19 protein-coding genes are annotated in these 20496 nt (G+C 62.4%); 15 read left to right on the top strand and 4 right to left on the bottom strand.

What is annotated here, in order from left to right; genetic code table 11:
- Positions 1-143 precede the first annotated feature (143 nt).
- From nrdH to nrdF, 4 genes are read left to right on the top strand one after another with little or no spacing between them, the layout of a single operon-like run.
- On the top strand, positions 144-392 hold the full coding sequence (gene nrdH / locus ABEA23_RS12425; protein ID WP_044492616.1) for a glutaredoxin-like protein NrdH: 249 nt from the start codon (positions 144-146) through the stop codon (positions 390-392).
- Between the two features lie 12 nt (positions 393-404).
- Positions 405-848, top strand: a complete 444-nt coding sequence (gene nrdI / locus ABEA23_RS12430) for a class Ib ribonucleoside-diphosphate reductase assembly flavoprotein NrdI (protein WP_345478326.1) — start codon at positions 405-407, stop codon at positions 846-848.
- Complete coding sequence (gene nrdE, locus ABEA23_RS12435; protein ID WP_425577182.1) at positions 815-2992, top strand: class 1b ribonucleoside-diphosphate reductase subunit alpha; 2178 nt, start codon at positions 815-817, stop codon at positions 2990-2992. The genes nrdI and nrdE overlap by 34 nt, the downstream gene beginning before the upstream one ends.
- A 57-nt stretch (positions 2993-3049) precedes the next feature.
- A complete protein-coding gene (nrdF, locus tag ABEA23_RS12440; protein ID WP_345478327.1) occupies positions 3050-4042 on the top strand; it encodes a class 1b ribonucleoside-diphosphate reductase subunit beta in 993 nt (330 codons plus the stop codon).
- A 493-nt stretch (positions 4043-4535) separates the two neighbouring features.
- Here the strand turns inward: nrdF and ABEA23_RS12445 are convergent, their stop codons facing one another.
- The gene (locus ABEA23_RS12445; protein WP_345478328.1) at positions 4536-5570 is read right to left on the bottom strand and encodes an alpha/beta fold hydrolase; all 1035 of its coding nucleotides are present in this window, start codon (positions 5568-5570) and stop codon (positions 4536-4538) included.
- 54 nt (positions 5571-5624) lie between these two features.
- Between ABEA23_RS12445 and ABEA23_RS12450 the strand changes: the two genes are divergently transcribed.
- Positions 5625-6221 (top strand): TetR/AcrR family transcriptional regulator, encoded by a 597-nt coding sequence (locus ABEA23_RS12450; RefSeq protein WP_345478329.1) that lies wholly within the window; start codon positions 5625-5627, stop codon positions 6219-6221.
- A 52-nt stretch (positions 6222-6273) separates the two neighbouring features.
- Positions 6274-7005 (top strand): lipoate--protein ligase family protein, encoded by a 732-nt coding sequence (locus ABEA23_RS12455; RefSeq protein ID WP_345478330.1) that lies wholly within the window; start codon positions 6274-6276, stop codon positions 7003-7005.
- 66 nt (positions 7006-7071) lie between these two features.
- Here ABEA23_RS12455 and ABEA23_RS12460 read toward each other — a convergent pair whose 3' ends face one another.
- The 3 genes from ABEA23_RS12460 to ABEA23_RS12470 all read right to left on the bottom strand — a co-directional run bounded on the left by ABEA23_RS12460 (position 7072) and on the right by ABEA23_RS12470 (position 9647).
- Positions 7072-7710 carry an MBL fold metallo-hydrolase gene (locus ABEA23_RS12460; RefSeq protein ID WP_345478331.1) on the bottom strand — a complete coding sequence of 213 codons (639 nt, stop codon included), beginning with the start codon at positions 7708-7710 and terminating at the stop codon, positions 7072-7074.
- A 46-nt stretch (positions 7711-7756) separates the two neighbouring features.
- On the bottom strand, positions 7757-8854 hold the full coding sequence (locus tag ABEA23_RS12465) for an S-(hydroxymethyl)mycothiol dehydrogenase (protein ID WP_345478332.1): 1098 nt from the start codon (positions 8852-8854) through the stop codon (positions 7757-7759).
- Positions 8855-8990: 136 nt separating this feature from the next.
- Positions 8991-9647, bottom strand: coding sequence for a vitamin K epoxide reductase family protein (locus ABEA23_RS12470; protein WP_345478333.1), 657 nt, complete (start codon positions 9645-9647; stop codon positions 8991-8993).
- 591 nt (positions 9648-10238) lie between these two features.
- Between ABEA23_RS12470 and ABEA23_RS12475 the strand changes: the two genes are divergently transcribed.
- From ABEA23_RS12475 to ABEA23_RS12515, 9 genes are all read left to right on the top strand, one after another.
- Positions 10239-12929 (top strand): Rne/Rng family ribonuclease, encoded by a 2691-nt coding sequence (locus tag ABEA23_RS12475; protein ID WP_425577218.1) that lies wholly within the window; start codon positions 10239-10241, stop codon positions 12927-12929.
- Between the two features lie 181 nt (positions 12930-13110).
- Positions 13111-13419, top strand: coding sequence for a 50S ribosomal protein L21 (rplU, locus tag ABEA23_RS12480; RefSeq protein WP_345478335.1), 309 nt, complete (start codon positions 13111-13113; stop codon positions 13417-13419).
- A 59-nt stretch (positions 13420-13478) separates the two neighbouring features.
- Complete coding sequence (gene rpmA / locus ABEA23_RS12485) at positions 13479-13736, top strand: 50S ribosomal protein L27 (RefSeq protein WP_345478336.1); 258 nt, start codon at positions 13479-13481, stop codon at positions 13734-13736.
- 130 nt (positions 13737-13866) lie between these two features.
- Complete coding sequence (gene obgE / locus ABEA23_RS12490; RefSeq protein WP_345478337.1) at positions 13867-15462, top strand: GTPase ObgE; 1596 nt, start codon at positions 13867-13869, stop codon at positions 15460-15462.
- Complete coding sequence (gene proB / locus ABEA23_RS12495; protein ID WP_345478338.1) at positions 15463-16620, top strand: glutamate 5-kinase; 1158 nt, start codon at positions 15463-15465, stop codon at positions 16618-16620.
- Positions 16617-18023, top strand: a complete 1407-nt coding sequence (locus tag ABEA23_RS12500; RefSeq protein WP_345478339.1) for a glutamate-5-semialdehyde dehydrogenase — start codon at positions 16617-16619, stop codon at positions 18021-18023. The genes proB and ABEA23_RS12500 overlap by 4 nt, the downstream gene beginning before the upstream one ends.
- 114 nt (positions 18024-18137) lie before the next feature.
- Entirely contained in the window at positions 18138-18317 is a 180-nt protein-coding gene (locus ABEA23_RS12505; protein WP_345478340.1) for a hypothetical protein, read from the top strand.
- A 96-nt stretch (positions 18318-18413) separates the two neighbouring features.
- Positions 18414-19058 carry a nicotinate-nucleotide adenylyltransferase gene (gene nadD, locus ABEA23_RS12510; RefSeq protein WP_425577219.1) on the top strand — a complete coding sequence of 215 codons (645 nt, stop codon included), beginning with the start codon at positions 18414-18416 and terminating at the stop codon, positions 19056-19058.
- Positions 19055-20485 (top strand): hypothetical protein, encoded by a 1431-nt coding sequence (locus ABEA23_RS12515; RefSeq protein ID WP_345478341.1) that lies wholly within the window; start codon positions 19055-19057, stop codon positions 20483-20485. Before nadD ends, ABEA23_RS12515 begins: the two co-directional genes overlap by 4 nt.
- The last annotated feature ends 11 nt before the right edge of the window (positions 20486-20496 follow it).

The following is a 20496-nucleotide window of genomic DNA, read 5'->3' on the forward strand; positions in this document are numbered from 1 at the left end:
GAGAAACTACACTGGTGTGAGTACAGCATCTAGTGGTTGATGACTTCACCAAACCCAAGATGTAGTATTGAACCACCGCCGCAAGACAGGCGTTATAGCCGTCTGATGGACGCATCAAAACCACGATCATCAAGGGGAGCAGTATGAGCGTCACCGTTTACACCAAGCCAGCCTGTGTGCAGTGCAATGCCACCTACCGTGCTCTGGACAAGAACGGCGTGACCTATAAGACCGTGGACATCTCCCAGGATGCCGAGGCTCTGGAGCGTGTGCGCGCACTGGGCTACATGCAGGCTCCCGTGGTGATCACCGAGAACGATCACTGGTCCGGTTTCCGCCCTGACAAGATCTCTGAGCTGGCTGCAGCTGAAGAGGCTGCAGCAGTCGCCTGATTGCCGGAAGAGATGCCCGTGCGGACCGCTGCACAGCTGATCTACTTCTCGTCGGTGTCGAATAATACGCACCGATTCGTAGAGAAGCTGCGGCTGCCCCAAGGGCAGGCCGCCAGACTTCCGCTTCACACCGGCGACGACACCCTGGAAGCCACCGAGCCCTTCGTCCTGATCCTCCCCACATATGGGGCTAACGGGGGCAAGGGCTCGGTGCCAAAGCAGGTCATCAAATTTCTCAATGTGGAGTCCAACCGGAAGCTGCTGCGCGGCGTCATCGGCGCGGGCAATACAAATTTTCACGAGAGCTACTGCATCGCAGGCGATATTGTCGCCGCTAAATGCGGAGTTCCCCACCTGTACAGGTTTGAACTCATGGGTACCACCGAAGACGTGTCCAGGGTTCACAAGGGATTGGAAGAGTTTTGGAAACAGCAGTCAAGCCTCTCAGCCGCGTAGAAGAGCCGCCTCTGGCCAAGGATGTCCCCCCGCAGTGGGAGGGGCTGAGCTATCACGAGCTCAACGCCATGCTGAACCTCTACGGTGCCGATGGCAAGATCCAGTTCGAGGCCGACCAGTTGGCGGCCCGGAAGTACTTCCTGGACCACGTCAACGTCAACACTGTCTTCTTCCATGACCTGGACGAGAAGCTGAAGTACCTGGTTGATAACGACTACTACGAGATCGAGACTCTCGAGCAGTACAGCCGGGAGTTCATCCGCAGCCTCTGGGACCAGGCCTACGGACATAAGTTCCGTTTCCCCACCTTCCTGGGTGCCTTTAAGTTCTACACCTCCTATGCGCTGAAGACCTTCGACGGCAAGCGTTACCTGGAGCGCTTCGAGGACCGCGTCTGCATGGTGGCCCTGCACCTGGCCCGCGGTGATGAGCAGATGGCTACCCGCGTCATGGAGGAAATGATCTCCGGGCGCTTCCAGCCTGCTACTCCTACTTTCCTCAACGCCGGTAAGAAGCAGCGCGGCGAGCTTGTCTCCTGCTTCCTGCTGCGCATCGAGGACAACATGGAGTCCATCGCCCGGGGCATCAACTCTGCTCTGCAGCTGTCCAAGCGCGGTGGCGGCGTCGCCCTGTCACTGACCAATATCCGTGAGCACGGCGCGCCCATCAAGCAGATCGAGAACCAGTCCTCCGGTGTCATCCCCGTGATGAAGCTGCTGGAAGACTCCTTCTCCTACGCCAACCAGCTCGGTGCCCGCCAGGGCGCTGGCGCGGTGTACCTCAACGCTCACCACCCGGATATCTACCGGTTCCTGGACACTAAGCGAGAGAACGCGGATGAGAAGATCCGCATCAAGACCCTCTCCCTGGGCGTGGTGATCCCGGATATCACCTTCGAGCTGGCGAAGAAGAATGAGGACATGTACCTCTTCAGCCCGTACGACGTCGAGCGCGTCTACGGCAAACCGTTCAGCGAGATCTCGGTGACCGAGAAGTACTACGAGATGGTCGACGACGCGCGCATCCGCAAGTCCAAGATCAACGCTCGCGAGTTCTTCCTGACCCTGGCTGAGATCCAGTTCGAGTCCGGCTACCCGTACATCATGTTCGAGGACACCGTGAACCGCGTCAACCCGATTGCTGGCCGGATCACCATGTCTAACCTGTGCTCCGAGATCCTCCAGGTCTCTGAGCCCAGCCAGTTCAACCCTGACCTGGGTTACGCGCAGGTTGGCAAGGACATCTCCTGCAACCTGGGTTCGCTGAATATTGCCAAGACCATGGACTCCCCGGACCTCGGGCAGACCATCGAGACGGCTATCCGCTCGCTGACCGCAGTCTCGGATATGTCCTATATCGAGTCGGTTCCCTCCATTGCTGAGGGCAATAAGCGCAGCCACGCCATCGGCCTGGGGCAGATGAACCTGCACGGCTACCTGGCACGTGAGCATGTGCACTACGGCTCCGAAGAGGGCGTGGACTTCACCAATATCTACTTCTACACGGTGCTGTACCACTGCCTGCGGGCGTCCAATAAGATCGCCCAAGAGACTGGCGAGACCTTTGATGGCTTCGAGAACTCCAGCTACGCCAGCGGCGAGTTCTTCAATAAGTACATCGAGCAGACCTGGGAGCCCAAGACCCAGCGGGTGCGTGAGCTCTTCGCTCATGTGCACATCCCCACTCAGGAAGACTGGCGCCGGCTGAAAGCTGATATCCAGCAGTACGGCATCTACAACCAGAACCTGCAGGCTGTGCCGCCCACCGGCTCGATCTCCTACATCAACAACTCGACCTCTTCGATCCACCCGGTGGCTTCGAAGGTCGAGATCCGTAAGGAAGGCAAGATCGGTCGCGTCTACTACCCGGCGCCGTACCTGACGAATGACAACCTCGAGTACTACGAGGATGCCTACGAGATCGGCTACGAGAAGATCATCGACACCTACGCTGCTGCCACTCAGCACGTGGATCAGGGTCTGTCCCTGACGCTGTTCTTCAAGGACACCGCAACGACGCGCGATATCAACAAGGCTCAGATCTACGCATGGCGTAAGGGCATCAAGACCCTCTACTACATCCGTCTGCGCCAGCTCGCACTGGAAGGCACCGAAGTCGAGGGCTGCGTGTCCTGCATGCTTTAATGCATGCCGTTCTAACCTGCCTACCGCATTCGCCACGAGAAGAAGGACAACACCGGCGTGACCACATCAGCAGAAGCCCCCACCTCTTCATCCCTGCTCTCACACGTGGAGGCCATCAACTGGAACCGCCTCCAGGATGAGAAGGACGGAGAGGTCTGGAACCGGCTGGTCAACAACTTCTGGCTGCCTGAGAAGGTGCCGGTGTCCAATGACGTCCAGTCCTGGGCCACCCTCACGGAGGAGGAGAAGGTCCTCACCATGCGGGTCTTCACCGGCCTGACCCTGCTGGACACTATCCAGGGCACGGTGGGCGCGGTGGCGCTGATCCCGCATTCGCTGACTCAGCATGAGGAAGCGGTGCTGACCAATATCGCGTTCATGGAGAGCGTGCACGCGAAGTCCTACTCCTCGATCTTCTCCACCCTGTGCTCCACCAAGGAGATCGACGAAGCTTTCCGCTGGTCCAAGGAGAACCCGAATCTGCAGCGCAAGGCTCAGATCGTCATGGATTACTACCACGGCGGCGACGGGCTGAAGAAGCGTGTGGCCTCCACCATCCTGGAGTCCTTCCTCTTCTACTCCGGCTTCTACCTGCCGATGCACTGGTCCTCACGGGCGAAGCTGACCAACACTGCGGACATCATCCGTCTGATCATCCGCGATGAGGCTGTCCATGGTTACTACATCGGCTATAAGTATCAGCGCGCCCTAGAGCAGGAGACCCCAGAACGTCGCGAGGAACTGAAGGCCTACACCTACGATCTGATGTTCGAGCTCTATGAGAACGAGATCCAGTACACCGCGGATCTCTACGACGGTGTGGGCCTGACCGAGGACGTCAAGAAGTTCCTGCACTACAACGCCAATAAGGCGCTGATGAACCTCGGCTACGAGGCGATGTTCCCCGCAGAGGTCACCAACGTGAACCCCGCGATCCTCTCCGCGCTGAGCCCTAATGCGGACGAGAATCACGACTTCTTCTCCGGCTCCGGCTCCAGCTACGTGATCGGCAAGGCCGTCGAAACAGAAGACGAGGACTGGGACTTCTAAAGACTGATGTCCTGAGTTGTCACCGTAAGGCCTGGTATGGGGCCCGGATCCGCAGAAATCTGTGCGGTCCGGGCCCTTTTTCATGCCTTCTCCTCACGGACACAGGAGGACGAATATGTACACCAGCAGCCTTAGGCAGTGGCACGAAGGTGGCACGCACACCTTCCGGGTGCAAGCAGAGCGGACCGCGAGCTCTACTCTTGCCCGGTATCCACGTCAGTCTTGTGCCATAACGTTCCATAGAGGGTTCCAAGGATGACGGAGACCCCCATGTCAGTCCACGTTGTCAGACCCCGCTTCAGAGGGTCCTCCAGACCTAGTGGCACGAGTTGTCAACGCCACGTGGAAAGGGGGTGACAACTCAGGGCAACGCAGGCCACAGAGCCAGCAAGTAGATAGCAGCTGGTCTCTCTTGGTCGGATCCGCGCGCTGGCCTCCCTGAGCACTCGGTAATGGTCCAGTGCCCCAGCACGTGAACCCGGCGCCGGAGGAATCAGTCAGCCAGGAAGTCCAAGACATCCTGAGCGATCTGCTCAGGCTCTTCTCCGCTGACCGCGTGTGAGGCGCCCTCGTAGACGCGGACGGTGCCTGCAGGCAGTGCGCGCTCGGCAGTCTGTGCCGCGTCCTCAGCGTCGAGCATCACAGATTCGCTCGCGATAATAGCCAGCACGGGCAGCTCCAGTTCAGTAAGCTGGTCCTCGCTAATCCGCGTTGGCTGCGGCAGTCGCAGGGAGTAATGCTGCATGCCGGCCTCTATCATCTCGGCGACGGGTACATCCTCCACGGGCGCCCCGCCGGCGGTGTATGAGTTGAAACCGTCCCGCCAGCTCTTCGGCATCCAGGAGAACGCTGCCGGAATTGAGCGCAGGACTGTCTCCAGGGGCATGTCGTCGAAGACGAAGACGGGATCGATGAGAGTCATTGCCGTCACACTCTCTGGGTGGTGAAGAGCAAGGTTCGCTGCCGTCCAGCCGCCGATGGAAAGGCCCATGACGTGGAACTGATCGGGAGGCAGCTGGAGCAGCACCTGGTTTAGCCAAGCCGCCTGATCGGCGTCGTTGGTGATGGGACGCTCCTGAACGCTGCGGCCTGGCTCTCCCAGCAGGTCGATTGTGTATACGTCTCCGAGGGCCAGCAGGGAGGCCATGTTGTCCGCCCAGACGGGGCTGGCCGAGGCTCGCCCGGGCAGTAGCACGCTCGGTGGTCCGTCGCCCTGCCCCTCGAACTGGTAGGCCCGGACGACCCCGAAGTCGGTGCGAATGTCGAAAGTCTCCGCGGTCTCCGGCATGTCCGTGAACGACTCGTCATAGGCATTCAAGAATCGGTCCTGACCCTCGGCAGAGTCCCAGTGCCCCACCGGGGAAGGGGACCGCATGGACCAGCTAAATACCAGTACCGCAGCGAGGACCAGCCCAGCGGGGATCAGGAATCGGCGGCGTCGCCACCATCCTGTGCGCCTGGGCTTGGCCTGATGTGACGGCGTGCTTGCGTGCGTGAGTGCCTGGTTCTGCTCCTGCGAGGGGCCCATAATAATCTCCTTACCGATCGGTCAGCGATCCAACCGTAAGGTAAACTCGATGCTATGGCAAGCATGGACAGCGGCAAGGCAGCGACTTTCACCCAGCAGGCGCGGCGTGACCAGATCATCGACATGACCATAGCGCTGGTCGACGAGAAGGGTTACGCCGGCGTCTCGCTCTCGGGAATCGCAGAAAGGGCGGGGATCACCAAAGCTGCGGTGCTCTATCACTTCTCCACCAAGGCGGCGGTTGTGGAGGCGGCATATCAACATGTGCTCCAGCTGCTGGTCGCCCACGTGGGGAAGGCCGTGGACGATGCGGGGCCAGCACAAGCCCCGGAGGCTTATGTGCGTTCGATGCTGCGGCACCTCCGTGAGAACCGGCAGCACACCCGGATGATGATCGAGGCGATGAGCGGGCACGAAGGCCGCCGCGACACCTCAGCTCGATGGAGGCCGCTCGCCGAGCTGATCCGAGCTGCTCGAGCCGCACGGGGCGTTGACCCCCATGCCAGTGCCCGCAGTGCGGCAGTCATCATCGGCGGCGCGATTGACTCAGTGCTCCTGGAATGCCTGAATGATCCCGACTTCGACGGCGATGCGGCGGCAGACCAATTGATCAACCTGGTCCGCCCTGTCTGGTCCGCAGAGTCGGCCTGAGTCCGGCTCTGACTTCTGAACAACTACTGAACGTCTCTAGACTGGACACCCTATGAATACCGAGGGGTTGCTGGTCTACCGGCAGAAAGAATCATTGGGGGCCGAGCAGGATCTCGATCTTGCCCTGGAGCTGCTCTCCGGAACACGTACCGGCCGCACACAACCGATGCTGCGCATCTACCGGCCCGAACCAACTGTCGCCTTCGGACAACGCGATGCCCGCCTCCCGGGATTCGACGCCGCCCGGCAAGCCTGCCGAGACCTCGGCTTCGAACCCCTCATTCGCCGCGCCGGAGGTCGGGCCGCCGCCTACCACCCGGGCTCCCTTGTCATCGACCACATTGAGCCGGATCCGGATCCCATCCGCGAATCCCAAGCACGCTTCCAAGCCTTCGGGGAACTCTTCACCGAAGCCCTCACTCGAGCCGGCGTAGACGCCCGGCTTGGGCCCATCCCGCACGAATACTGCTACGGCGATCACTCCGTCCACGGCGTTCACCCCACCGAGCAGGACATCCGCGTCAAACTCATCGGCACCGCCCAGCGACAAATCGCCACCGGATGGCTTTTCTCCAGCTCGATAGTCGTAGAAGAAGGCGCTGCCATCCGCCGGGTGCTCAGCGAAGCGTATTCCGCTATGGAACTGGAATGGGATCCGCTCACCGGCGGAGCCGCTAATGACCTCGTCCCTGGCGTCACCGTCGAACAGGTCGAGCAGGCGGTGCTGGAGGTGTACGGCAACCACTGGCAGCTCAGCGAGCAGAAGCCGGCGCTGGTGTCCTAAGACGACGACGGCGGTCGCCTCCCACCTCACAGGAGACAACCGCCGCCACATCGCCTGAGTGAAGACTCAGTGACCGCGCTCTATCCATTCCTGCAGATGCGGCTTCTCAGCACCGATCGTGGTGGAAGGACCATGACCGGTGTTGACCACGGTAGTATCCGGGAGGCTGAAGAGCTTTTCACGAATAGACTCGATGATCGTCTCGAAACTGCTGTAGGAGCGTCCGGTAGCCCCGGGACCTCCAGCGAACAGGGTGTCGCCGGAGAACAGCACAGGCGCATCCTGGATGCCCTCAGCCAGGAAGCACGTGGAGCCGGGGGAGTGGCCGGGCGTATGCAGAGCCGTGAGCTTCACTCCGGCCACCGTGAAGACGTCGCCATCCTGGATCTCGCGGCCGGGCGTCGTTGCTGAGTGCACCTGCTCCCATAAAACGCTGTCCTGGGGATTCAGGTGGACCTCGCCGCCGACCTTGTCCTTGACCTCCAGCACCTGGCGGATGTGGTCGTCGTGGCCGTGGGTCAGCAGGATGGCCCGGACCGTGCGTCCGTTGACGGCCTTCACCACGGCGTCGACGTCGTGCGCTGGATCGATGATGATCACCTCGTGGTCGTCGCCGACGAGCCATACGTTGTTGTCCACATCCCAGGTGCCCCCATCGAGGGAGAATGTTCCAGACGTTTCCAGGTGTTCGATTCTCGCGTTCATGAATGCACTCCTCTGTGCGTAGGGAGATTAGAGGTCATCGTCAGGATCAGGCGTTGAGCTCCACCACAGAGCGCAGCACATCGCCACGGTTCATCGTGTCGAAGGCCTCCTGGACTTTGTCCAGGGTGGTGCGCTCAGTGACGAAGGCGTCCAGGTCCAGCTTGCCCTGCTGGTAGAGGTCCACCAGCATAGGGAAGTCCCTCGAGGGCAAGCAGTCGCCGTACCAGGACGATTTGAGCGAGCCTCCGCGGCCGAAGATGTCAATCATCGGCAGTTCAAGAGTGAACTTGGGGTCCGGTACGCCCACTAGCACCACCCGGCCAGCAAGATCGCGGGCGTAGAACGCCTGCTTGTAGGTCTCGGGGCGGGCCACGGCGTCGATCACCACGTCAGCTCCGAAGCCGCCGGTGAGGTCTTGGATGGCCTTCACCGGGTCGGATTCCTTCGAGTTGACCGTATGGGTGGCGCCCAGCTCCTGCGCCTTCTCCAGTTTCCGGGGGTCGATGTCCACTGCGATGATTGTGGTGGCGCCGGCGAGCTTGGCGCCAGCAATCGCCGCTGTGCCTACGCCGCCGCAGCCGATCACGGCCACGGATTCACCGCGCTTGATCTCACCGGTATTGATAGCTGCGCCGATGCCGGCCATGATGCCGCAGCCCAGTAGGCCCACGGCGGCGTTGGAAGAGTCCTCGACGTCGTCGATGACTGTGCACTGGCCGGCGGCCACCAGGGTCTTTTCAGCGAAAGCTCCGATACCCAGAGCAGCCTCGAGTTCAGTGCCGTCAGTCAGAGTCATCTTCTGGTCCGCGTTGTGGGTGTTGAAGCAGTACTTCAGCTCACCCTTGCGGCAAGCGCGGCACTCGCCGCAGACAGCGCGCCAGTTGAGAATGACTTTGTCGCCGACCTTGACGTTGGTCACGCCTTCGCCGATGAGAGAGACACGGGCAGTGGCTTCGTGGCCCAGCAGGTACGGGAAGTTGTCGCCTACTTCGCCCTGCTGGAAGTGCTGGTCGGTCTGGCACACCCCACATGTGAGGACATCCACCACCACTTCGCCGGGTCCGGGATCCGGGATGACGATCTGTTGGATGGTGGCCGGTGCGTTCTTTTCGGTGACGACCACCGCGCTGACAGTCTGCGGCATGGGAGCGACTCCTTTGAAAGTTGGTGCAGGAGATAGGATCGGGCGCTTGAGCAGCGCCTGACACCCTCGAACCTAACAGAGCTGCGGGGCGCAGAATAGCGGAATCATCTAGTGCGCGGGCCGCCATTTCCGCAGGTCAGCCAGTGAAGGCATAGGAGAACTGCACCAGGATCGAAGCGAAGACCAGCAGGTAGATCACGACCACCGCTACCCACCACCATTCCGAGGCGATCCGCTTCACCCCAGCCGAGGCCGGAATGACCCCGTGGATGATGTTCCGGGCAGTGGTCGCCACAAAGAAGGGGATCACCGCAGCCCACACCACCATGCAATAGGGGCACAGCACCCCGATTACATAGACAGCGTTGGCCCAGAGCCAAATGCAGAAACCAAAGGCGAAAATTGCGCCGGCCTGCAGCCCCAGCCAGTACCACCGCGGGAACCGAGCCGCAGCGAGAATGCTGACTGCTACTGCCACCAGCACAGGAAAGCCCACCACGCCGATGAAGATATTCGGGAAGCCGAAGGTGGAGGCCTGCCAGGACCCCATGACCTGTCCACAGGACACCCAAGGGTTGATATCACAAGCAGTGGTGTGATTTGGGTCCTGCCACAGCTGGACACGTTCATGCAGCAGCAGGAAACTGGCCACGGCCCCGACCAGGCCAGTGATCAACAGCCAGAGACCAATAGTCCGGCGCCCTAAAGCGACACGCCCGGAGTCTGCGGCAGCCACAGGGGCGTCGTCGTACTCCAGTGCCTGGTCACTCGGCGCGGAAAGCTGGGAAGACATATGTCCATGGTACGCAGTTGCTCAAACCGGAGTGCTTTCTGCAATCTGGCTGCAACTTAAGCGTGTGCCATACTGAGAAGCACGAGAAGGCAGACCACACCTGCCGCTCGAGAAGGCTTTCACACGCAAGAACAGCGAAAACTGCACAATAAGTAGGGCAGGCACCCGTCGTGGACCGGGACCGGGAGAAACCCGGATCCTTCAAGGTCCGCACGGTCCAACCAATGAAGATGCCGCCACAGACGCAGCCGGACATTGTTCTGTACGCGAGTGACGGCCGTCAGCACCGCGAAGAGCGCGCTCAGATAGAGGGGCAGCGCCCGGTAAAGACGGCTGGGAAGAAAAACTTCACACGAGAAGCCATCGGACCCGCTGAGTGTGGCAGCGGCAGGACGATGGCAGGAGCACATCACCCATATGACCGAGACTGACTCATCCGCGGACCGTCCGGCGGAAGCATCTGCCGAACCCACAAACTTCGACGCAATCTTCAACCCCTTCAGCGCGCCGATCCCCGGCTTCCCCGGATCCGACGCCACCCCAGATCCTGAAGAAGTTCCTTCCGAGCCTGTGGTCGACGACGTCGTCGACGTGATGTTCCAGGCACCGGACCTCTCCACCATCAAGCCTGCGAGAACCCGCCCGGCAGCCACAGAGGAAGAGCCGGAGGACGCTGACGAGGACTGGAACGACGACGAGGGCGAGGATGAGCAGGAATCCTCCGCAGGGCGTCGCAACCGTCGCAAGCGTCGCCGTGGCGGCCGCAACCGCAATAAGAGCGAGAGCGACCAGGACACCAGCTCCGATCGCGAGAAGGACGATAAGGACACCGCTGAGGAGCCCCAGCGCCAGGAGAAGGCCCCCGCGACCAAGGCCTCACCAGCCCAAGCGCAGCAGGACAAGGCTGAGAGCAGCGAAGACCCCGAGGCTGAGACCACCGAAGCCGAATCCGGAAGCTCCAATGCCGAACCGGCATCTGAGAAGGACGGCGAAGAACAGGTCATTCGTAAGAAGCGTCGCCGTCGCCGCGGCACCGCGGATATGGAGATCGAAGAGGAGTCCGAGGACGGCCACACCGTCACTCGAATCCGTTCCGGCCGCGAGACCAGCGACAATGCTCCGGCCAAAGTCACCGGCGTCAAAGGCTCGACCCGCCTAGAAGCCAAGCGCCAGCGCCGTCGTGCCTCCCGTGAAGGCGGCCGCCGCCGCCAGATCATCACCGAGGCCGAGTTCCTGGCCCGCCGTGAATCCGTGGACCGGAAGATGATCGTCCGCCAGCGTGGTGAGCGCATCCAGATTGGCGTGCTCGAAGACGGCGTGCTGGCTGAGCACTATGTCTCCCACACCACCCAGGACTCCCTGATCGGCAACGTCTACCTGGGCAAGGTGCAGAACGTGCTGCCCTCCATGGAGGCAGCCTTCGTGGACATCGGACGCGGCCGCAACGCTGTGCTCTACGCCGGTGAAGTGGACTGGGATGCCGCCAATATCGGCAACGCCCCGCGCAAAATCGAAAACGCTCTGAAATCCGGAGACTCCGTCCTGGTTCAGGTCACCAAGGACCCGGTAGGGCACAAGGGTGCGCGCCTGACCAGCCAGGTCTCGCTGCCCGGACGCTACCTGGTCTTCGTGCCCGGCGGCTCCATGACCGGAATCTCGCGCAAGCTCCCCGACACCGAGCGGGCCCGGCTGAAGAAGATCCTCAAAGAGCAGATGCCGGATAATGCAGGCGTCATTGTCCGCACCGCCGCCGAGGGTGCCTCCGAGGAGGAGCTCACCAACGACATCAACCGGCTGCGGTCACTCTGGGAAACCATCCAGGGCCAGGCTGACAGCAAGAAGGTCCTGGCACCGGAGCTGCTCTACGCCGAGCCGGATCTGACCATCAAGGTGGTCCGTGACGTCTTCAACGAGGACTTCTCTTCCATGGAGGTCCAGGGCGAAGAGACCTGGGACAACATCGAGGCCTACGTCACCTATGTGGCCCCGCACCTGCTGGACCGTCTCCACCAGTGGGACGAGGACGAGCAGGGCGATATCTTCGCCCACCACCGGATCGATGAGCAGCTGCACAAAGCACTGGACCGCAAGGTCAATCTGCCCTCCGGCGGCTCCTTGGTCTTCGACCGCACCGAGGCGATGACCGTAGTTGACGTCAACACCGGAAAATTCACCGGCTCCGGCGGCAACCTGGAAGAGACCGTCACCCGGAACAACCTGGAAGCGGCCGAGGAAATCGTCCGTCAGCTACGGCTGCGCGATATCGGCGGCATTATCGTCATCGACTTCATCGACATGGTCCTAGAATCCAACCGGGACCTGGTGCTGCGCCGCATGGTCGAATGCCTCGGCCGTGACCGCACCAAGCACCAGGTGGCCGAAGTCACCAGCCTGGGCCTGGTGCAGATGACCCGCAAGCGCATGGGCACCGGTCTGCTGGAAGTCTTCTCCGAGACCTGTGAGCACTGCGCTGGCCGCGGCATCATCACTCACGGCGAGCCAGTGGAGAACCGCCCGGCCTACACCGCCGACGGTGAACTGCGTCAGGCCAAGAGCAATAAGAAGCGCCGCAAGAAGGGCCGGAAGAACGACGACGCCGCCCCCAGCAGCAACGAATCCGAGCAGCCGGATCTGCAGAAGCTGGAGAAGGCCCGCCAAGGTCTGGCCCAGGTCGCTGCAGCCACCACCAAGGCCGAGGACGCCGAGTCCTCCGATTCCGAACACAGCGTGGACTCCGGACAGGCCGGGGATGATGCAGCAGCTGAGACTGCGGGGGAGGCCCAGCACTCCGGCAGCGGAAAGCAGAGCCGCGAAGGTCGCTCTCGCGGCCGTGGACGGGGCCGTGAGCGTTCTGAGCGCGGACGGTCCGGACGCAATGCCGCTGAGCACCAAGAACAGCAGGAGCCGCAGGGCAAGCAAGACGAGGCTGAGTCCAAGGCCGTGCTGACCATCGCTGGTGAACCCATTGAGGTCCCGCGCGGTACGGCTGAACCCAAGGCAGCCGCCGAAGCTCAGCAGCCAGTGAGCCTGGACTCCCTGGATCAGGCGTTGGCCTCCCGGCAGAGCAGTGAGCGCCCGGCCCGCCCCAAGCGGCGTCGTCGTGCTGCTGGTTCTGCCCAGGGAGCCGGTGGCGAAGTTCACCAGGTGCAGTCGGAGGCCTCCGGCGCGGAGGTGACCTTCTCCGCCAAGGCGGCTCAGCCCGATGCGGAGAAGCCCAAGCCTGCCAGCGAGCCAGTGATGCTCGGTGTGGGAGTGAAAGCTGAGGAGATCGGCCGAGGCTGATCACCTGCGTACGACGCGCCGGGGCGCTCATGTTGCCCCGGCGAAGTCGTTCGCGTAATATAGACCCCTGGTGTCAAATGGCACCCACAGTCTTTTCTGCGCTGACACCGCTGGTTGCTTCAACCGGTGAGAGACGGCGCGAAATGTCCCAAGCAAGTTCAACGAGAGAAGTGAGTCCCAAGTGGTGTACGCGATTGTCCGCGCAGGCGGCCGCCAGGAGAAGGTTTCCGTTGGAGACCTCGTGACCCTTGACCGCGTCCCGGCCGAGGCAGGCAGCACCATCGAGCTGCCGGCAGTGATGCTGGTGGACGGGGACGAGGTCACCACCGGTGCCGATGACCTCGCCAAGGTGAAGGTCCAGGCCGAGGTTCTGGAGAACCTTCGCGGTAAGAAGATTGTCATCCAGAAGTACAAGAACAAGACCGGCTACAAGAAGCGCCAGGGTCACCGTTCTGAGCTGACCCGCGTCAAGGTGACCTCCATCGCCTGACCTGAGCGATAAGCTCAACCCGATAAGAATTCCAGTCCTTCGAGAGGCAGGCATAAGCCATGGCACATAAGAAAGGTGCGAGCTCCACTCGCAACGGTCGCGACTCCAACGCACAGCGCCTCGGCGTGAAGCGCTTCGGCGGCCAGAACGTCTCCGCCGGTGAGATCCTCATCCGCCAGCGCGGCACCAAGTTCCACCCCGGCACCAACGTTGGCCGCGGCGGCGATGACACCCTCTTCGCCCTCGCCGACGGTGCTGTTGAGTTCGGCAACCGCCGCGGCCGCAAGGTCGTCAACATCGTCCCAGCCGCCCAGTAATCACGGGCCTTGGCTGATATCTAAGACACCCCAAACGTCTTAACTTCTCAAGGGTGGGCCCGATATGGGCCCGCCCTTGAGTCGTCTCTAGACTAAGAACACCACCACCCCAACCGTCAGGAGCAGATTCATGGCACATTTCGTCGACCGCGTGGTGCTGCACGCCACCGCCGGCAGCGGAGGCCACGGCTGCATCTCCGTCCACCGCGAGAAGTTCAAGCCGCTGGGCGGACCTGATGGAGGCGACGGCGGCGACGGCGGCCATATCGACCTCGTAGTCGACCCGCAGACCACCACACTGCTGGACTACCACCACCGGCCCCACCGCAAAGCTGAAAACGGTGGCGTTGGCCAGGGTGGCCACCGGAACGGCCATAAGGGGCAGACCCTCGAACTGCCGGTTCCCGACGGCACCGTCATTAAAGACAAAGAGGGCAACGTCCTGGCAGACCTGGTGGGGGCCGGCGCGCGCGCCCGCATCGCTGAAGGTGGACAGGGCGGCCTCGGCAATGCCGCACTAGCCTCCAAGAAGCGCAAAGCCCCCGGTTTCGCCCTGCTGGGCATCCCCGGAGAAGAAGCCGAAGTAGTCCTGGAGCTCAAATCAGTGGCGGATATTGCTCTGGTGGGCTTCCCCTCAGCCGGTAAATCAAGCCTGATCGCCGCGCTCTCAGCGGCCCGCCCCAAGATTGCCGACTACCCTTTCACCACCCTGGTCCCCAACCTGGGCGTGGTCGAGGCAGGGGAGATCCGCTTCACCGTGGCCGATGTGCCCGGGCTGATCCCCGGCGCAGCAGAGGGCAAGGGCCTCGGGCATGAGTTCCTGCGTCATGTGGAGCGCTGTGCGGCCCTGGTGCACGTTCTGGACTGCGGCACACTGGAATCTGACCGCGATCCGCTGGCCGATCTGGATGCCATCGAGGCTGAACTCGACGCCTACGCACCCGATGCAGTGACCTCCACTAGCGGCGACGACGCAGCCGTTCCGCTGAACGAGCGGCCCCGGCTAGTCGCGCTGAACAAGACCGATCTTCCCGACGGCGAGGCGATGGCGGAGATGGTGCGCAGCAGCCTGGAGGAACGCGGCTACCGGGTATTCGAGGTCTCCGCCGTCTCCCGCAAGGGACTGCGGGAACTCAGCTTCGCCATGGCTGAGCTGGTGGAACAGGCACGCGCTCAGCAGCTGGTGGAACAGGCTCCTGTGCCAGTGACCATCCGGCCCAAAGCCATTGACGACAAGGGCTTCACCATCACCCGCGAAGAAAAGGGCGGAGAACCGCTGTGGCGGGTGCGCGGCAGCAAACCCGAGCGCTGGATTCAGCAGACCGAGTTCAACAACGAAGAAGCTGTGGGCTACCTGGCGGACCGGTTGCAGGCCATCGGCATTGAAGATGAGCTCTTCCGGCTCGGCGCCAAACCCGGTGACGCTGTGGTCATCGGCACCGAACACAACGGTGTGGTCTTCGACTGGGAACCCACGATGGCCGCAGGTGCAGAACACCTGGCCGGACCCCGCGGCACCGACCTGCGTTTTGCCGACCAGCAGCGCCCCACTCGCGCCGAGAAGCGTCAGGAGCAGGCCGACCGGCGTGCAGCCAAAGTCGCGACCCGCGCGGAGATGGAGGCGCTCTACGCTGCCGAGGAGAACTACGAGGACGACGTCGAAGTGGTCTACACCCAGGGCAACCCCGAGGGCGAGGACTCCGAGCACACGGAGCGGGAGAACTAGATGAGCACACGGCAGCTCAGGGGCTCGACCATCACCTCCGCTGCAGACCTGGCACAGGCGCGGCGGCTGGTGATCAAGGTCGGTTCCTCCTCATTGACCACCCTTCAGGGCGGAATCAGTGTGGAGGCCCTTGAGCAGTTGGTGCACGCGTGTCAGAGCCTGCGTGCGCGCGGCACCGAAGTTGTCCTGGTCTCCTCCGGTGCCATCGCCGCAGGCCTGTACCCCCTCGGGCTAGAGACGCGGCCGCAGGATCTGGCAGCTCAGCAGGCTGCCGCGGCGGTAGGGCAGGGCCTGCTGCTGGCTCATTACACTCGGACTTTCGCCGAGCACGGAGCCACCGTGGCCCAGGTGCTGCTGACCGTGGAGGACCTGATCCGGCGCTCCACTTACACCAACGCGCTGCGCGCATTGGAGAAGCTGCTGGCGTTGGGCACCGTTCCGGTAGTCAATGAGAACGACGCCGTGGCCACTGCTGAGATCCGCTTCGGTGACAATGACCGGCTAGCGGCGCTGACGGCCAATCTCATCCATGCAGATGCGCTGATCCTGCTCTCCGATGTCGACGCTCTCTACGACGGCCCCCCGTCCGAAGGCGGAAAACCAGTAGCTCGAATCAGCAGTCCCGCGGATCTTGAAGGCGTCACCCTGGGTCCGCGTGGGCGCGCCGGTGTAGGCACCGGCGGTATGGTCACCAAAGTTGAGGCCGCACAGATTGTCACCGCCAATGGGACACCGGCGCTGCTGACCTCCGCAGCCAAAGCCCAGGCGCTGTTCAACGGCGAGGAGGTGGGCACCTTCTTCGAGGCCAGGGGACGACGTCGCGGAGCCCGCTCGGCCTGGCTGGCTCATCTCGCGCACACCAAGGGCAGGCTGCTGATCGACGATGGCGCAGTGAAGGCCGTGGTCCATGGGCGCCGCTCGCTGCTGCCTGCAGGAATCACCGGAATCGAGGGTGCCTTCGAGACCGGTGATGTTGTGGAGATCGCCGGTCCCGGCGGTACTGTGCAGGCTAGGGGAGTAGCCGCGTTCTCCTCCACCGAACTGCCGCAGATGCTCGGCTGCAGCACCGCAGAGCTTGCTGCCCGGCTGGGCCCTGACTACGAGCGGCCAGTAATTCATACCGATGACATGGTCAGACTGGAAATGAGGAGTGTATGAGCCAGGACAGCACCGCAGCAGCCAGCACTGCGACTACCAGCACGGCAGACTCTCCAGCAGAAGAGTCCAACAGCTCGGAGTCCAATACAGCTGAGGCCATTGCCGGTATCAGCCGCCGTGCCCGCAGCGCATCGCGGGCACTGGCCCGCATGGAACGTGACCATAAGGACCGCACCCTAGCTGCAGTGGCCGCGGGGCTGCGCGAATCAGCTGCGGCGCTGACTCAGGCGAACAAGGAAGACTTAGAACGCGGCCGGAAGAACGGGATGAGCCGTTCCCTACTGGATCGACTGGCGCTGACTGATGAGCGCATCGCATCCCTGGCCGCAGCCGTAGAGGAGATCATCGCCTTGGATGATCCCGTGGGCCGAATCGTGCAGGGCCGGACTCTGCCCAATGGACTCCGGCTTGCCCAGACCACGGTTCCGTTAGGCGTCATCGGCGTCATCTATGAAGCCCGCCCCAACGTCACCGTGGACATTGCGGCGCTGACGCTGAAATCCGGCAACGCCGCAGTACTGCGCGGCGGGTCTGCTGCCACCAGCACCAACGACATGCTGCTTGCAGTAATCCGGGAGGCGCTACGATCCACCGGGGCGCCGGTGGACGCGGTGCAGAGCATCGATTCCTTCGGCCGTGAGGGCGCCACCGAACTGATGACTCAGCGAGGCTCTGTGGATGTGCTGATCCCGCGCGGCGGCCGTGAGCTCATCCAGCATGTGGTCACCAACGCCCGGGTCCCGGTGATCGAAACCGGTGAGGGCAATGTGCACATTTTCATTGATGCCAGCGCAGACCCCGGGATCGCCCGGGACATTGTGCTCAACGCCAAAACCTCCCGACCCAGTGTCTGCAATGCCGCTGAGACCCTGCTGCTGCACAAAGACACTGAAGCAGCAGGACGCGAGGCGCTGTTCATTCTGCACCGGGCGGGGGTGACCCTGCACGTGGACCCACGAGTCCGGCACTGGCTGCCTGCTGAGGCTCAGGACGAAGTAGCAGCTGAAACTCATGCAGCTGATCTCAGCTCCCCGGAGACTGCCGGTGTTGTCACTGAGGTGACACAGGAGCACTTCGCCACCGAATTCGGTGACCTGGAAATGGCTGTGGGCGTGGTCGATTCACTGGATGAGGCCATCGAGCACATTTCCCGCTACACCACAGGCCACACCGAAGCCATCATCACCGATTCGGTGGCCAACGCTGAACGGTTCATCGCAGAGGTCGACGCCGCAGCGGTCATCGTCAACGCCTCCACGCGCTTCACCGACGGCGGCCAGTTCGGACTCGGGGCCGAAGTGGGGATCTCCACCCAGAAGATGCACGCCCGCGGACCGATGGGCATGGCTGAGCTGACCACCACCAAATGGGTGCTGCGCGGAGAAGGTCAGATCCGCGTCTGAGTCCAGGCCGCGCCGTCGTCGGCTCGATGCCTGTCTTCCGCGCCGTGGAGCCGGCGTCCCTGTAGACTTGACGCCAGATATCGCAAGTCCACTACGTCTTGACAGAGGAGAGGCATGAACCTGCCGATCATTGCACTGCTGCTTGCTGAGGAATCTCACGGCCACGGACTGCCCATCCCGGCAGTCTGGTACGGCATCATCATGTTTATCCTGCTGATGGGCGCGCTGATGATCACGCTGTCGTTCGCGAATAAGGGTCGGGAGCTTCCCGCTGACCCCAACGCTGACCACTGATCATCCAGACGGGATAACAGGACACTGGCCAGTTTGACCCACCGCACTGCGCTGCATCCAGCACCCACAGACGGACGACGACGGCGCCTAGGCATCATGGGCGGGACCTTTGATCCCATCCACCACGGCCATCTGGTGGCGGCCAGTGAAGTGGCTGCGGAGTTCAACCTCGACGAGGTGATCTTTGTCCCCACCGGCCAGCCCTGGCAGAAGGCTGATCGGGATGTCAGCCCAGCAGAACACCGTTATCTGCTGACCGTGATCGCCACCGCGTCTAATCCGCGATTCAGCGTCTCCCGGGTGGATATCGATCGCGACGGTCCCACCTACACCATTGACACTCTGCGGGATTTCCGCACCATGTTCCCCGAGGATGAGCTGTTCTTCATCACCGGTGCTGATGCGATGGCGCAGATCATGTCCTGGAAGAACGTGGATGAGCTGTGGAAGCTGGCGCATTTTGTCTCGGTGACCAGGCCCGGATACGTCAGCGAGGACTTCGGGCGCACCGAGGAGATCTCACTGATGGAGATCCCCGCGATGGCTATCAGCTCTACGGACCTGCGGGACCGGGCCAAGGCGGGGAAACCCGTCTGGTACCTGGTGCCCGACGGCGTAGTGCAGTACATCAATAAGCACGGCCTCTACATGGCGAATCCGGCCACACGCGCCGCAGATTCCGCAACGGCCCCACATCCGGGGCATACCATGGAGGACAACCACCAGGAGGCTCCACGATGAGTGCAGACACCACCGAGCAGCAGGCAGCCGGCGGCGATGACCTGCGTGCACGCTACCTGCCGGTCTCCCGCAAGGAGCTGCGTCGTCGCCGCGAGGCCGAACTGACGTCCCAGCGCGAGGCCCAGGAAGAAGCTGAGGCCACCGCTGATGAGCTGGCTGCCGGAGATGACGCTGCCTCTGGTGAGGACCCTGTCGATAACGCTGTCCAGGACACCGAAGTCCCGGCTGCTGACAGCACAGACCCGGCTGTTGAAGAGCCGCTGAGTGAGGCCGATTCGGAGCTGAACCGCACCCTGGTAGCTTCCGCCGCTGTGGAAGCTGAGGCTCCGGCTGCCGAGCACCAGGAGCCGGTTGATGAAAGCGATGAGGCCGCAGCTGAACTCGAGGCTGAGGACTGGATCGACGTTGAGTCGGAATCTTCGCCCGCGGAAGAGTCCCTGGAAGACGCTGAGCCCTCGGAAGACGCTGAGTCCTTAGAAGACACCGGGTACCTGGAAGACGACGACGTCGACGAGCTGCTGCTGGCTGAAGAGCTCGATGATGAGGACGACGAGGACGACCTCGAGGACAATGCGGCGTCAGCTGGGGCGATCAGCCTCCCAGAACCTCCTGAAGCAGCCCTGCCAGCTCCGGTAGAGCAGGACGAGCCCGCACGGCCCGAAGAAGATATCGCCGATGCCTTTGATAAGGACCTTCCTGAAGAAGAGGCCCCGGATGACGAGCTGGCAGCTGATGCGTCCGAGGACGAACAGCCTGTCGAGATGGACGAGCTTGAGGGGGACGACCCTGCAGGGGAGGACGAGCTCGAGACTGCGGGCGAGCTAGACGACGAAGACGACGTCGATGAGCAGTCTGAGAGCGTCGAGCAGGATCCAGTCGCAGAAGAGTTCTACGACGACCAGGATGCGCCCATCCCAGCCTCGCGCCGGGCGCGCCGGCTGCTGCGGGAGACTGAGTCTATTCCGGAGATGAGCCCTGATCTGCTGGAAGAACTCGACCATGTCACCGGCGAAATCTCTCGTATGCCGCAGGATCCCCACGCGGTGGATCCTGAGCTGCTCAAGCGCCAGCAGGCCCTGGCGGCCAAGGCCATGCAGGCGAATCAGGAGCGCCTGCGCAAAGAACGCGAAGAAGCCGAGCGTCAGGAGCGCCGTCGTCGTCGCCGTGAACGTCCTGAGTCTGAGATCATCACCGGCCGCACGGTGCGTGACTCCCTGGACACCGGGGATGAGGACTACATCGATCTGGCGACCGGCTCGATCGAACCGGTGAAGGCTCAGGGTGCCCATGGTCTGGACTTGGACCAGATGGTAGACGAAGCCTCACGTCAGGCAGACCGGCAGAACATGATGCAGTGGCTGGTGATCGTGCTGGCAGCTCTGCTGCTGGTGGCCATCGTGGTGCTCATCATTGTGTTCGTGCCATAGACTATGGCCCC

This window comes from Nesterenkonia rhizosphaerae (assembly GCF_039544555.1).
Taxonomy (GTDB): Bacteria; Actinomycetota; Actinomycetes; order Actinomycetales; family Micrococcaceae; genus Nesterenkonia; species Nesterenkonia rhizosphaerae.

What these genes read in the sequence shown, in the direction of transcription:
- nrdH (WP_044492616.1), top strand. Translation starts at nt 144, where the DNA reads ATGAGCGTCACCGTTTACACCAAGCCAGCCTGTGTGCAGTGCAATGCC.
- nrdI (WP_345478326.1), top strand. Translation starts at nt 405, where the DNA reads ATGCCCGTGCGGACCGCTGCACAGCTGATCTACTTCTCGTCGGTGTCG.
- ABEA23_RS12445 (WP_345478328.1), bottom strand. Translation starts at nt 5,570, where the DNA reads ATGGGCCCCTCGCAGGAGCAGAACCAGGCACTCACGCACGCAAGCACG.
- ABEA23_RS12450 (WP_345478329.1), top strand. Translation starts at nt 5,625, where the DNA reads ATGGCAAGCATGGACAGCGGCAAGGCAGCGACTTTCACCCAGCAGGCG.
- ABEA23_RS12455 (WP_345478330.1), top strand. Translation starts at nt 6,274, where the DNA reads ATGAATACCGAGGGGTTGCTGGTCTACCGGCAGAAAGAATCATTGGGG.
- ABEA23_RS12460 (WP_345478331.1), bottom strand. Translation starts at nt 7,710, where the DNA reads ATGAACGCGAGAATCGAACACCTGGAAACGTCTGGAACATTCTCCCTC.
- ABEA23_RS12465 (WP_345478332.1), bottom strand. Translation starts at nt 8,854, where the DNA reads ATGCCGCAGACTGTCAGCGCGGTGGTCGTCACCGAAAAGAACGCACCG.
- ABEA23_RS12470 (WP_345478333.1), bottom strand. Translation starts at nt 9,647, where the DNA reads ATGTCTTCCCAGCTTTCCGCGCCGAGTGACCAGGCACTGGAGTACGAC.
- rpmA (WP_345478336.1), top strand. Translation starts at nt 13,479, where the DNA reads ATGGCACATAAGAAAGGTGCGAGCTCCACTCGCAACGGTCGCGACTCC.
- obgE (WP_345478337.1), top strand. Translation starts at nt 13,867, where the DNA reads ATGGCACATTTCGTCGACCGCGTGGTGCTGCACGCCACCGCCGGCAGC.
- proB (WP_345478338.1), top strand. Translation starts at nt 15,463, where the DNA reads ATGAGCACACGGCAGCTCAGGGGCTCGACCATCACCTCCGCTGCAGAC.
- ABEA23_RS12500 (WP_345478339.1), top strand. Translation starts at nt 16,617, where the DNA reads ATGAGCCAGGACAGCACCGCAGCAGCCAGCACTGCGACTACCAGCACG.
- ABEA23_RS12505 (WP_345478340.1), top strand. Translation starts at nt 18,138, where the DNA reads ATGAACCTGCCGATCATTGCACTGCTGCTTGCTGAGGAATCTCACGGC.
- nadD (WP_425577219.1), top strand. Translation starts at nt 18,414, where the DNA reads ATGGGCGGGACCTTTGATCCCATCCACCACGGCCATCTGGTGGCGGCC.
- ABEA23_RS12515 (WP_345478341.1), top strand. Translation starts at nt 19,055, where the DNA reads ATGAGTGCAGACACCACCGAGCAGCAGGCAGCCGGCGGCGATGACCTG.